Annotated in this window: 9 protein-coding genes; all 9 read right to left on the bottom strand. The window is 71.1% G+C overall.

The window, feature by feature from the left end:
• On the bottom strand, positions 1–4,807 hold a 4,807-nt coding region (locus VMD50_RS11110; RefSeq protein WP_325427729.1), incomplete at its 3' end, for a polyketide synthase.
• Positions 4,808–4,873: 66 nt separating this feature from the next.
• The gene (locus tag VMD50_RS11105; RefSeq protein ID WP_325427727.1) at positions 4,874–5,935 is read right to left on the bottom strand and encodes a type III polyketide synthase; all 1,062 of its coding nucleotides are present in this window, start codon (positions 5,933–5,935) and stop codon (positions 4,874–4,876) included.
• Positions 5,936–6,041: 106 nt separating this feature from the next.
• Complete coding sequence (argH, locus tag VMD50_RS11100; protein WP_325427725.1) at positions 6,042–7,460, bottom strand: argininosuccinate lyase; 1,419 nt, start codon at positions 7,458–7,460, stop codon at positions 6,042–6,044.
• Positions 7,461–7,566: 106 nt separating this feature from the next.
• Positions 7,567–8,763, bottom strand: coding sequence for an argininosuccinate synthase (locus VMD50_RS11095; RefSeq protein WP_325427723.1), 1,197 nt, complete (start codon positions 8,761–8,763; stop codon positions 7,567–7,569).
• A 21-nt stretch (positions 8,764–8,784) separates the two neighbouring features.
• The gene (locus tag VMD50_RS11090; protein ID WP_325427721.1) at positions 8,785–9,279 is read right to left on the bottom strand and encodes an arginine repressor; all 495 of its coding nucleotides are present in this window, start codon (positions 9,277–9,279) and stop codon (positions 8,785–8,787) included.
• Complete coding sequence (gene argF, locus VMD50_RS11085) at positions 9,276–10,202, bottom strand: ornithine carbamoyltransferase (RefSeq protein ID WP_325427719.1); 927 nt, start codon at positions 10,200–10,202, stop codon at positions 9,276–9,278. The genes VMD50_RS11090 and argF overlap by 4 nt, the downstream gene beginning before the upstream one ends.
• Positions 10,195–11,388 carry an acetylornithine transaminase gene (locus tag VMD50_RS11080; RefSeq protein WP_325427717.1) on the bottom strand — a complete coding sequence of 398 codons (1,194 nt, stop codon included), beginning with the start codon at positions 11,386–11,388 and terminating at the stop codon, positions 10,195–10,197. Before VMD50_RS11080 ends, argF begins: the two co-directional genes overlap by 8 nt.
• Positions 11,385–12,272 (bottom strand): acetylglutamate kinase, encoded by an 888-nt coding sequence (gene argB / locus VMD50_RS11075; RefSeq protein ID WP_325427715.1) that lies wholly within the window; start codon positions 12,270–12,272, stop codon positions 11,385–11,387. The genes VMD50_RS11080 and argB overlap by 4 nt, the downstream gene beginning before the upstream one ends.
• Positions 12,269–13,040, bottom strand: a 772-nt coding sequence (locus VMD50_RS11070; RefSeq protein WP_325427713.1) for a bifunctional ornithine acetyltransferase/N-acetylglutamate synthase, incomplete at its 5' end; no start/stop codon positions are given. The genes argB and VMD50_RS11070, both read right to left, overlap by 4 nt.

The raw sequence follows: 13,040 nt of genomic DNA, 5'->3' as shown, positions 1-13,040 counted from the left end.
CGATCACCTGCGGGTCGCGCAGGTCGGTCTTGCCCATCTCGATGAAGCGCCCGCCCCGGGCCAGCAGCCGCAGCGACGCGTCGGTGAACTCGCCGGCCAGCGAGTTGAGCACCACGTCGACGCCGGCTCCCCCGGTGCTGGTGCGGAACTTCTGCTCGAACTCCAAGGTCCGCGAGTCCCCGATGTGGTCGTCGTCAAAGCCCATGGCGCGCAACGTGTCCCACTTTCCACGGCTGGCGGTGGCGAAGACCTCGGCCCCCCAGTGCCTGGCCAGTTGCACGGCGGCCATGCCGACGCCACCGGTGGCGGCGTGCACCAGGACGCGCTCCCCGACCCGCAGTCCCGCCAACTCCGACAGCCCGTACAGCGCGGTCAGGAAGACAACGGGCACCCCGGCGGCCCGCGCCGGCGACCACTCGGCCGGCACCGGAACCAGCAGCCGCTCGTCGACCACCGCTTCGGAGCCGACCACCCCCAACAGCCCCATTACGGCGTCGCCGACCGCCAACCGAGTCACAGCCGAACCGGTCTCGACGACCACGCCGGCGCCTTCGGCCCCCAACTGGCCGCCGCCGGGGTACATGCCCAAAGCCACCAGCACATCGCGGAAGTTGACGCCGACCGCGGCTACCGCCACCCGCACCTGCCCGGCCTGCAACTCCACCCGCGGGGCGGGGGTAACCACCAGGTCCTCGAACGTGCCGCCGGGTCCGGCGTCCAGTCGCCACCCCTGCGGCGGCAACCTGAGCAACGACTCCGCGTTCGCGGGCATAAGCCGGGCCGCGTACACCGCGCCCGCCCGCACCGTCAACTGGGGTTCGCCGTAGCCGGTCAGCGCGCCGACCTCCACCGACCCGTCGGAGTCGACCAGTACCAACCGGCCGGGATGTTCGGCCTGCGCAGATCGCACCAGCCCCCACACCGCCGCGCCGGCCAAATCCCTGACGTCCTCACGCGGCAGCGCCACCGCCCCGTGCGTCTGCACCACCAGCACGCCGGAGCCGTCGCCGCCCAGCCACGACTGCAGCACGCCCAGCGCTTCGGCGGTGGCCGCGTGCACCGACCGCACGACGTCCGCGCCCGCGGGCCGGGAGTCCCACACCGCGACGTCGTCGGCGGAACCGTCGGCTCCCCGAGCGACCGGGGTCCACCGCACCTCGAACAGCCCCTCGAGCGCGCCCACGGGGGCGGCCGTGGCCGCCAGCTGCCCGGCCGACACCGGGCGCATCGACAACGACCCGACCGACAGCACCGGCAGGCCGGCCGCGTCGGCCATCTCAACCGACACCGCGCCTGCCCCCGCCGGAGCGATCCGGACCCGCGCCCGCGCGGCCCCCGCCGCGTGCAGCGACACGCCCTGCCAGGAGAACGGCAGGACCATCTGGTCGGACTCGCCGCCCAGGCCGAGCGCGTGCAGGGCCGCGTCCAGCAGCACCGGGTGGATGCCGAATCCGCCGGCCGGGGCTTCGCCGTCCTGCGGGACCGCGACATCGGCGAAGATTTCGTCACCCCGCCGCCACATCCCCCGCAGGCCGGCGAAGGCGGGACCGTACTCGTAGCCCCGCTCGGCGAGCCGCTGGTAGGCGCCGGTGACGTCCACCGGCGAGGCCCCCGCCGGCGGCCAGACCGACATGCCCGCGACCGCCGCGACCAGTCCGCCGCCCAGCAACCCCTGCGCATGCAACACCCAGTCCTGTTGGGTGGCAAGGGAATACACGGAGAATTCGCGCTGCCCGGCGCCACGATCGGGGCCGACGACCACCTGCACTTGCACGCCGCCGCCCACCGGCAGGGTCAACGGCGCCGACAGCGTCAGCTCCTCGACCACCGCGCACCCGACCTCGTCGGCGGCGCGCACGGCCATCTCGACGAATGCCGCCGCGGGGAACACCACCGTCCCGGCCACCGCGTGGTCGGCCAGCCACGGGTGAGTGGCCGTCGAGATCCGGCCGGTCAGCACGATCCCGTCCGTGTCCGGCCGCGGAATCACCGCGCCCAGCAGACCGTGGTCGGCCGGCGCCAGCCCCATGGTCGCGGCGTCCCCCGACCCGGCGTACCCGCCGGGTAGCCAGAAGCGTTGCCGGACGAAGCCGTACGTCGGCAGATCCACGCGACGGCCACCGAAGCCCGCCAGGGCGGAGCGCCAATCCACGCCGACACCCGCCACATGGGCCTGACCGGCGGATAGCCAGAACCGGTGCAGCCCGCCGTCGTCACGACCCAGAGTCGGGATCACGACAGCGTCGTCACCCGAGTGGCAGTCCGCCAGCACCTCCTCGATGCCGGAGGCCAGGATGGGATGCGGGCTGGACTCGACGAAACCCCGGTACCCTGTGGCGCACGCGCTGCGCACCGCCCGCTCGAATTGCACCGTCTCCCTAATGTTCTGGAACCAGTAGTCGGCGTTCAGGCCGGCGGTGTCCATCAGCTCACCGGTCACGGTGGAGAAGAACGCGACCGAACTCGACCGCGGGTCGACACCGGCGAGCGCCTCGGCCAGCGGCTCGCGGATCGCGTCGACCTGCGCGGAGTGGGACGCGTAGTCGACGTCGATGGCGCGGGCACGGACCCCGTCGGCGTCACATCGGTGCAGCAGCTCGGCCAGTGCCTGCGCCTCACCGGACACCGCGACCGCCGAGACACCGTTGACCGCGGCCACGTTCAGTCGATCGCCCCACGGGGCCAGCAACTCTCGGGCGCGGGCCACGCCGCAGGCCAGCGAGACCATGCCGCCCGCGGCGGACAAGTCCAGCAGCAACCGGCTGCGCAGCGCCACGACCAGCGCGGCGTCCTCGAGCGACAGCGCTCCCGCCACGTATGCCGCGGCGATCTCGCCCTGCGAATGACCGATCACGGCGTCGGGGACCACGCCCACGGAACGCCACAGTTCGGCCAGCGACACCATGACCGCCCAGAGCGCTGGCTGCACCACGTCCACCCGGTCGAGGCCGGGTAGGCCCGGCGCCTGCCTCAGCACGTCGATCACCGACCACTGCACGTGCTCGGCGAGCGCCTTCTCGCAGCGGTGCATGTGGTCGGCGAACACCGTTGACGTGTCGAGCAATTCGGCGCCCATCCCGGCCCATTGGGAGCCCTGGCCGGGGAACACAAAGACCGTCTTTCCCGGCTGCCGCGCCCGGCCGACAACCGCGCCGGCGCCGGGCGCACCGGCGGCCACACCCGCCAGGCCGGCCACCAACTGGTCACGATCGGCGCCGACGACCACCGCCCGGTGGTCGAACAGCGACCGCGTCGACACCAGCGACCAGCCCACGTCCACCAGGCGCAGGCCTGGGTCGTCGTGCGCCCGCGCCAGCAGACGCTCCGCCTGACGGGCCAGCCCGTCAGGCGACCGGGCCGACAGCACCCACGGAACCGGCGCGTCATCGCCGTCCGCCGCGGAGCTTTCGGCCGAGACCTCCGTGGGAGCCTCCTCGACGATGACGTGGGCGTTCGTCCCGCTGATCCCGAACGACGACACCCCCGCTCGGCGCGGGCGGTCCGTGGCGGGCCACGCGCGCGCCTCGGTCAGCAACGACACCGCCCCCGCCGACCAGTCCACGTGCGGGGTGGGCACGTCGACGTGCAGGGTCTTGGGCATCACGCCGTGCCGCATGGCCTGCACCACCTTGATCACACCGCCCACGCCCGCGGCGGCCGAGGTGTGGCCCATGTTCGATTTGACCGATCCCAGCCACAGCGGCCGGTCCGACGGCCGGTGCTGCCCGTAGGTCGCCAGCAGTGCCTGCGCCTCGATGGGATCTCCCAGCGTGGTTCCGGTCCCGTGCCCCTCTACCAGATCCACGTCCGCCGGGGCCAACCGGGCGTTGGACAGCGCCGCGCGGATCACTCGCTGCTGCGACGGCCCGTTTGGCGTCGCCAGTCCGTTCGAGGCGCCGTCCTGGTTCACCGCGGATCCGCGCAGCACCGCCAGCACTGGGTGGCCCAACCGTCGCGCGTCAGACAACCGCTCCAGCACCAGAACACCGGCGCCCTCGGAAAACCCGGTACCGTCGGCGGCGGCCGCGTACGCCTTGCAGCGGCCATCAGCGGCCACCGCTCGCTGCCGGCTGAAATCGATGAAGAACGCCGGTGTGGCGATCACGGTGACGCCGCCGGCCAGCGCCAGATCACACTCCCGTAAACGCAACGAATGGGTGGCCAGATGCATGGCGACCAACGACGACGAACACGCCGTATCCACCGACACCGCCGGGCCTTCCAACCCGAGCACATAGGCCACCCGACCGGACGCCACACTCAACGTCGAACCACGCAGTCCGTACCTTTCCAGGTCTCCCGGCACCCGCCCCGGACCCCCATACGAACCGTGGAAGACGCCCGCGAACACGCCCGTCGACGATCCGCGCAACGTCAGCGGGTCAATTCCAGACCGCTCCAGCGCCTCCCACGACACCTCCAACAACAAACGCTGCTGCGGATCCATCGCCAGCGCCTCGCTGGGTGCGATCCCGAAAAACGCGGCATCAAAATCGGCCACATCCGCAAGGAACCCGCCGCGCCGGGTGTATGACTTCCCCATCGCGTCGGGGTCCGGGTCGAACAGGGTCGTGAGATCCCAGCCGCGGTCCGACGGAAACCCAGACACCACGTCACGGCCCTCGAGCACCATCTCCCACAGGGATTCGGGGGAATCGACCCCGCCGGGGTACCGGCAGCCCATCCCCACCACCGCCACCGCCTCGGTGGCGGCCGCGAGAGACTGCAGGTTCTCCCGCTTCAGCCGCTCGTTTTCCTTGAGCGTCCTGCGGAGCGCTCTGACAAGTTCGTCCCGGCCGCCGTTCATCGGCGGCCCCTCACGTCACACATTCCCGGGCACAACAAGCAACGCCTTACGCTACGAGAGCCCGCATCAGTGCCAGCGCAGCAGGACGAGTTCGGAACAGAAGCCGGGGCCCAGCGCCAACATCAAGCCGGGGCTGCCGCTGGGCGGCGGTTTGGCGATGGTGTCACGCAGCACATGCAGGACCGACGCCGACGACAAATTGCCGATCTCGCCGAGCGAGCGCCACGTCAGCTCCAGAGCCTGCGGCGGCAGGCTCAGGCTCGCGGTGATGGCCTCGATCACCTTCGGACCCCCGGGGTGGCTGACCCACGCGCCGACGTCCGTCGTCTCCAGGCCGTGGGCGGCCAAAAACCCGGTCACGTCGTCGTACAGGTACTGCTCCACCACGCTGGCCACGTCCTTCGACAACACCAGCTCGAACCCCGTGGCGCCGACGTCATAGCCCATGGTCCGCAGGGAGTCGGGGTAAAGGCGGCTGCGCGAATCGCGGATGGACGGCCCGGCGGCGGGCAGCCGTTCGGCGCGACTATCGCCGACGGCCACTACAGCGGCCGCCCCGTCGGCGAACAGCGCGCTGCCGACCAGGCCCGCCAGGGACGGCTGGTATCCCGGGTAGGTGAGCGAGCAAAGCTCCACCGACACAAGGGCTGCGACGCCGTCCGGGTGACCCCTCAGGTAGTCGTGCAGGCGGCCCACGCCGGCCGCCCCGGCCACGCAGCCCAGCCCGAACAGCGGCACCCGGCGCACGTCGTCGCGCAGCCCGAGCCGCCCGGCGATCCGGGCGTCCAGCGTCGGGGAGGCGAGACCAGTCACCGTCGTCGTGACGAGCACGTCCAGGTCCGCCGGCCGCAGGCCCGCCTCCTCCAGCGCGCCCGACAACGCCTCGCAGCCCAGGTCGACGCCGTTTTCGATGAAGATCCGGTTGGCCACCCCGAAGTCGGTCAGCGTCGGGTACTGCTCCATCGGCATCACCAGGTGGCGGCCGTTGACCTTCGCGCTGGCGTGCAGCTGCCGGACGATGTCCTCGTAACCCTCGAAATCGGGAATGCTGAGGAAGAAGTCGGTGAGCTCTCGCTGGGAATAGCGGTACGGAGGCAGCGCACCGAAGACTCCGGCAATGACACTCATGGGTCCCATCCCTTGGTGACGAAGACATAGCCCGAGTGGTTCAACTCGATCCCCTAAGTCTGAAAGTTTAGCCTCCTGAAAACCGCCGGGCACACGCCCGGGTCTCTCACCTGCCGGCCCCTAGCCGGTCCCCGAGCTCCGCGCGCCTGGCCAGGACCGCCTCCAACTGCTCGGCGACGCGGATCGGCGCGGTGCCGCCCCTGGCGTCGCGCGAGGACACCGAGCCCTCGATCGTCAGCACCTCGCGAACCTGCGGCGTCAGCCCGGGGCTGATCGCGGCCAGCTCGTCGTCGGTCAGCTCGTCGAGCCCGACGCCGCGGCTCTCGGCGGCCCGCACGGCCGCCCCGGCGGCCTCGTGCGCGGACCGGAACGGGACGCCCTGGCGCACGAGCCACTCCGCGATGTCGGTGGCCAGCGTGTAGCCGGCCGGGGCCAGCGCGGCCATCCGCTCGACGTCGAAGGTCAGGCTGGCCACCAGCCCGGCCATCGCCGGCAGCAGCAGCTCCAGCTGGCGCACCGCGTCGAAGACCGGCTCCTTGTCTTCCTGCAGGTCACGGTTGTAGGCCAGCGGCTGGGCCTTCAGCGTCGCCAGCAGCCCGGCCAGGTCGCCGATCAGCCGCCCGGCCTTGCCGCGGGCCAGCTCGGCGATGTCGGGATTCTTCTTCTGCGGCATGATCGAGCTGCCCGTCGACCACGCGTCGTGCAGGGTGACGTAGCCGAATTCCGTCGTGCTCCACAAGATGATGTCCTCGGCCAGCCGGGACAGGTCGACGCCGATCATCGCGAAGATGAACGCGGCCTCCGCGGCGAAATCGCGCGCGGCGGTCGCGTCGACGGAATTCTCGGCGGCCGCGCTGAAGCCCAGCTCCGCGGCGATCGCGTCGGGGTCCAGGCCCAGCGAGGAACCCGCGAGCGCGCCCGAGCCGTACGGGCTCACCGCCGCTCGCTTGTCGAAGTCGACGATCCGGTCCACATCGCGCAGCAACGGGTGGGCGTGCGCGAGCAGGTGCTGGGCCAGCAGGATCGGCTGCGCGGACTGCAGGTGGGTCTTGCCGGGCATGATGGCCGTCGGGTGTGCGGCGGCCTGGCCGGCCAGCGCGGCGACGACATCGAGCGCCCCGGCCGCGACCCGGCGCACCGCGTCGCGCAGCCACATCCGGAACAGGGTCGCCACCTGGTCGTTGCGCGACCGCCCGGCCCGCAACCGGCCGCCCAGGTCGGGCCCGACCCGCTCGATCAGCCCGCGCTCCAGCGCGGCGTGCACGTCCTCGTCGGTGACCAGCGGAGTGAAGCTGCCGTCGGCGACGTCCGCGGCGAGGCTGTCCAGCCCGGCCAGCAGCCCGTCGCGCTGCTCCTCGTTCAGCAGTCCGGCCCGGAACAGGATCACGGTGTGGGCCCGCGAGGCGACGATGTCGTAGGGCGCCAGCACCCAATCGAAGTGCGTGGACTTGCTCAGCGCCGCCAGCGCGTCGGACGGGCCCTCGGCGAACCGCCCGCCCCACAGCGACCCCTCGCGAGTGCTCACTTTTCCCCCGCGAGGAGACACAAAGGCCCGTCTGCGCCCGGCGTGTCGGGGGCTTTCGCGTCTGGTCGCGAGTGGGAGGTACCCCCAGGTCGCGAGTGGGAGGCGCTCACTGCTGGTCCCGGCGCGCGGCGATCTTCGACGACAACCCGTGCACGTAGACGAAGCCCTTGGCCGCCGACTGGTCGAAGCTGTCGCCCTCGTCGTAGGTGGCCAGGTTGAAGTCGTACAGGGATTCGGAGCTCCGCCGGCCGTTGACCGCGATGTGCCCGCCGTGCAACACCATCCGGATCTCGCCGGAGACATGCTCCTGGGTCTTCTCGACGAAGGTCTCCAGCGCGACCTTCAGCGGCGAGTACCACAGCCCGTCATAAACCAGCTCGGCCCAGCGCTGGTCGGTGTGCCGTTTGAACCGGCCCAGCTCGCGCTCGAGGGTGACGTGCTCGAGTTCGGTGTGGGCGGTGACGAGCACCATCGCCCCCGGCGCCTCGTAGATCTCGCGGCTCTTGATGCCCACCAGCCGGTCCTCGACGACGTCGAGGCGCCCGACGCCCTGCGCGCCGGCGCGGCGGTTGAGCTCCTCGATCGCCTGCAGCACCGACACCGGTTTGCCGTCGATGGACACCGGAACGCCGCGCTCGAACCCGACGATCACCTCGTCGGGCGGGCTCCAATTCAGGGTGGGGTCGTCGGTGTAGGCGTAGACGTCCTTGGTTGGGGCGTTCCAAAGGTGTTCCAGGAAGCCGGTTTCCACCGCGCGGCCCCACACGTTCTGGTCGATCGAGAACGGCGAGCGCTTGGTGACGTTGATCGGGATGGCGTTCTCCTCGGCGAAGGCGATCGCCTTCTCCCGCGTCCACGCGTAGTCACGGACCGGCGCCAGCACCTCCAGATCCGGTGCCAGCGAAGCGAAGCCGACCTCGAACCGGACCTGGTCGTTGCCCTTGCCGGTGCAGCCGTGCGCGACGATGCCGCCGCCATGCTCGCGGGCGGCCGCGACCAGGTGCTTGACGATGAGCGGCCGGCTGATCGCCGACACCAGCGGGTAGCGGTCCATGTACAACGCGTTGTTGAGCACCGTCGGCAGGCAGTAGCCCTCGGCGAACTCGTCGCGGGCGTCGACGACGACGGCCTCCACCGCGCCGCAGTCCAGGGCCCGCTGCCGCACGACCTCCATGTCCTCGCCGCCCTGCCCGAGGTCGATCGCGACCGCAACCACCTCGCGGCCGGTCTCCTTGCCGATCCAGCTGATCGCCACCGAGGTGTCCAGCCCCCCGGAATACGCCAGGATGACGCGCTCTGACATGAAATCTCCTTATTTGAGGCGTTATTTGAGGCGTTCCAGGGTGCCGGCCAGCTCGGCGCCGGTCATCGGCTCCCGGGCCGCCACGAAGACGGTGTCGTCGCCGGCGATGGTGCCGACCACGTACGGTAACGCCGCGCGATCGATCGCGCTGGCCAAATAGTTGGCGCCGCCGGGGGGTGTGCGCAGCACCGCGAGATTGGCGCTCGCGTCGGCGGACACCAGCAGCTCACCCAGCAACCGGGACAACCGCGCGGTGCCGCCCGTCACCCCGCGCACCGGGCTGCCGTCCTCGGGAACGACGTAGACCCCGACGCCGCCGTCGGCGCCCCGCAGCTTCACCGCGCCCAGCTCCTCGAGATCGCGCGACAGCGTGGCCTGGGTGACGTCGATGCCCTCTTCCGCGAGACGTGCGGCCAGCTCGCTTTGGCTGCTGATCGAAGCCGACGACAGGATCGCCACGATGCGGTCCTGGCGGCCCGCCCTGGTCGTTTCGGCGGCGGCCTTCGAGCGGGTCATCGGGACCGCTCGAGCAGCCAGACCAGCAGCGCCTTCTGGGCGTGCAGCCGGTTTTCGGCCTCGTCCCACACCGCGCTGGCCGGCCCGTCCATCACCTCGTCGGTGATCTCCTCCCCGCGGTGGGCCGGAAGGCAGTGCAGCACAATGGCTTCCGGATCGGCCAGCCCCACGAGTCGCGCGTTGACCTGAAAGGGCCGGAACGGCCCCACCCGGTCCAGCCCGTCGCCCTCCTGGCCCATCGACGTCCAGGTGTCGGTGACGACGACGTCGGCGCCCTTGGCCGCCGCGTCGGCGTCGGCGGTCACGGTGACCGACGCGCCGGTCGCGTCGGCGCGCCGCCGTGCGGCGGCCAGCAGCGCCGGGTCGGGCGCGAAGCCGTCGGGCGCGGCGACGGTGACGTGGATGCCCGCGGTAACCCCGCCGAGGATCAGCGAGTGCGCCATGTTGTTGGCGCCGTCGCCGAAGTAGGACAGCCGCAAGCCCTTCAGCGACCCCTTGCGTTCGGCGATGGTCTGCAGGTCGGCCAGCACCTGGCAGGGGTGGAAGTCATCGGAGAGCGCGTTGACCACGGGCACGCTCGCGGCCGCGGCCATCGCCTCGAGCCGGTCCTGCCCGAACGTGCGCCAGACGATGGCCTCGACGAACCGGGACAACACCTGGGCGGTGTCGCCCAGCGTCTCGTCGCGGCCCAGCTGGGTGCTGCGACCGTCGACGACGACGGCGTGCCCGCCGAGTTGGGCGATGCCCATCTCGAACGAGAACCGGGTGCGGGTGGAGTTCTTGTCGAAGATGACCGCGACGCCGCGCGGCCCCTCGAGCGGCCGACGGGCGAACGGATGCTTCTTCAGCTCGGCCGCCAGCTCGAGCACTTCGGCCTGTTCTTCGGGCGACAGGTCGTCGTCGCGCAGGAAGTGCCTAGGCATGCCGGCCCCCGGCCGCGTCGAGGATGCCCGGCAGCGCTTCGATGAAGCCGTCGAGCTGGGCTTCGGTGATGATCAGCGGCGGCGCCAACCGGATGACGTTCGGCGCTGCGGCGTTGACCAGGAATCCGGCGTTCCGCGCGGCCGCCTCGGCGTTCTTGGCGACCTCGGCGGTCAGCACGATGCCCCACAGCAATCCGCGGCCGCGCACGTGATCGATCAGCGGGTGGCGCAGCGTTTCGATGCCGTGGCGCACCGACTTGCCCAGCACCTCGGCGTGCCGGACCAAATCCTCGGCGGCTATTACCCGCAACACCGCCAGCGCCGCCGCGGCGCAGATCGGGTTGCCGCCGAAGGTGCTGCCGTGCAGGCCGGGGGTCAGCAGTTCGGCGGCCGGCCCGACGGCCACGCACGCCCCGATGGGCAGGCCGCCGCCGAGTCCCTTGGCCATGGTCACCACGTCCGGGGTGATGCCGTCGTGCTGGTGGGCGAAAAAGGCTCCGGTGCGGCCCATTCCGGTCTGCACCTCGTCGAGCACCAGCAGCGTGCCGTGCCGCGCCGTGATGTCCCGCGCGGCGGCGAGGTAGCCCTCGGGCGGGACGACGACGCCGCTCTCCCCCATGATCGGCTCGAGGAACACCGCGGCGGTGGCGTCGTCGACCGCGGCGGCCAGCGCGTCGGTGTCGCCGTAGGGCACGTGCGTGACGTAGCCGGGCAGCGGCTCGAACGGCGCCTGCTTGCTCGGCTGCCCCGTCAGCGCCAGCGAGCCCATCGTGCGGCCGTGAAAAGCCTCTTGCGCGGCAACAACTTTCGTGCGACCGGTGAGCCGCGACAGCTTGAAAGCCAGCTCGTTGGCCTCGGTGCCCGAGTTGCAGAAGAACACCCGCGTGGGGGCGTCCGCACTGAGCAGGGACACCAGTTCCTCGGCCACCGCGATGCCCGGTTCGGTGGCATACAGGTTGGAGGTGTGGCCCAGCGTCGCCATCTGATGCGTGACGGCCTCGATGACGGCCGGATGGCGATGCCCGAGCACGTTGACCGCGATGCCGCCGAGCAGGTCCACGTACGTGTTGCCGTCGACGTCGGTGACCACGGTGCCGTCCCCGCTGGCCAAAGCCACCGGCGGGGTGCCGTAGTTGTTCATCATCACGGCTTCCCAACGCTTTCGCATGGCATCCGTGGCGGTCATGCGCTCACCACCTTGGTTCCGGTGCCCGCGTCGGTGAAAAGCTCGACCAACACACAGTGTTCGACCCTCCCGTCGATGATGTGCGCGCTGGGCACGCCCCCGGTGACGACCCGCAGGCACGCCTCAACCTTGGGGATCATGCCCGCCTCCAGCGTGGGCAGCAGTTGCGCCAGTGTGGCGGTGTCGATTTCGCTGACCAACGAACCCCGGTCCGGCCAGCTGGCGTAGAGGCCCTCGACATCGGTGAGCATCAACAGTTTTTCGGCTCCCAGGGCCTCGGCCAGGGCGGCCGCGGCGGTGTCGGCGTTGATGTTGTGCACCACGCCCTCGGCGTCGGGCGCGAGCGTCGACACCACCGGAATGCGCCGCGCCGCAATCAGATCCAGCACCGCGGCGGTGTTGACCAGCTCGACGTCGCCGACCAGCCCGATGTCGGTGGCCACGCCGTCGACCGTCACGCTGCGCCGCACTGCGGTGAACAGTTGCGCGTCCTCGCCGGTGATGCCGACGGCGTACGGTCCGTGCGCGTTGATCAGGTTGACCAGTTCGCGGCCCACCTGCCCGAACAGCACCATCCGCGCCACGTCGAGCACTTCGGGTGTGGTGACGCGGAATCCGCCCTTGAAGTCGCCCTCGATGCCGAGCCGCCGCAGCATCGCGGTGATCTGCGGGCCGCCGCCGTGCACGACGACGGGATGGATGCCGCAGTTGCGCAGGAATGCCATGTCGGCCGCGAAGGCGTGCCGCAGCCTGTCGTCGGTCATGGCGTTGCCGCCGTACTTGATGACGACGATCTTGCCGTGCAGCTGCTTGAGCCACGGCAGGGCCTCGGCCAGCACCTGGGCTTTGACTCCGGTGGGCAGCGCGTCGACGCGGAGGCTCATGAGCTGTAGGCCGAGTTCTCTTCGACGTAGCCGTGGGACAGGTCGGTGGTTCGGATGGCCGCGCGACAGTCGCCGACGCGCAGGTCGACGGTGATTTCGATGTCGGCGCCCGAAAGGTCCACCTGCCGAGCGCCGGGCGCGCCGACTCCGTCGATGCACACCGCGGAACCGTTGAACGACACCCGGATTCGATCGGGGTCGAGGGTGACCGGCGCCATGCCGACGGCCGCGAGCACCCGGCCCCAGTTGGGATCCGAGCCGAACACCGCCGTCTTGACCAGGCTGTCGCGGGCGATCGTCCGCGCGACGGTCAGCGCGTCGTCCTCGGAGGCGGCCCCCGTCACGGCGATGGTGACGCGTTTGGTGACGCCCTCGGCGTCGGCTTGCAGCTGGGCGCACAGGTCGTCGCAGACCCGCATCACCGCCGCGTCCAGATCGGCCTGGACCGGGGTGATCTCGCTGGCCCCCGACGCCAGCAGCAGCACCGTGTCGTTGGTCGAACAGCAGCCGTCGATGTCGAGCCGGTCGAAGGTGCGCGCGGCGGCGTTGCGCAGCGCCCGGTCGAGCGCCGCGGGTGTGACGTTCGCGTCGGTGGTGAGCACGCAAAGCATGGTGGCCAGCGACGGCGCCAGCATGCCCGCGCCCTTGGCCATGCCCCCGACCGTCCAGTTACCGGGGTGATGCAGCGCAACCTGTTTCGGCACGGTGTCGGTGGTCATGATCGCGCGCGCGGCCTCGTCACCTCCGCTCAGCCCGCCGGCCATGTCC

This window comes from Mycobacterium sp., assembly GCF_035506235.1.
Taxonomy (GTDB): domain Bacteria; phylum Actinomycetota; class Actinomycetes; order Mycobacteriales; family Mycobacteriaceae; genus Mycobacterium.
This window is presented reverse-complemented; position numbering and strand designations above follow the sequence as displayed.

Coding starts and splice junctions, on each gene's coding strand:
- VMD50_RS11105 (WP_325427727.1), bottom strand. CDS start 5,935: ATGAGTGTCATTGCCGGAGTCTTCGGTGCGCTGCCTCCGTACCGCTAT.
- VMD50_RS11095 (WP_325427723.1), bottom strand. CDS start 8,763: ATGTCAGAGCGCGTCATCCTGGCGTATTCCGGGGGGCTGGACACCTCG.
- VMD50_RS11090 (WP_325427721.1), bottom strand. CDS start 9,279: ATGACCCGCTCGAAGGCCGCCGCCGAAACGACCAGGGCGGGCCGCCAG.
- argF (WP_325427719.1), bottom strand. CDS start 10,202: ATGCCTAGGCACTTCCTGCGCGACGACGACCTGTCGCCCGAAGAACAG.
- VMD50_RS11080 (WP_325427717.1), bottom strand. CDS start 11,388: ATGACCGCCACGGATGCCATGCGAAAGCGTTGGGAAGCCGTGATGATG.
- argB (WP_325427715.1), bottom strand. CDS start 12,272: ATGAGCCTCCGCGTCGACGCGCTGCCCACCGGAGTCAAAGCCCAGGTG.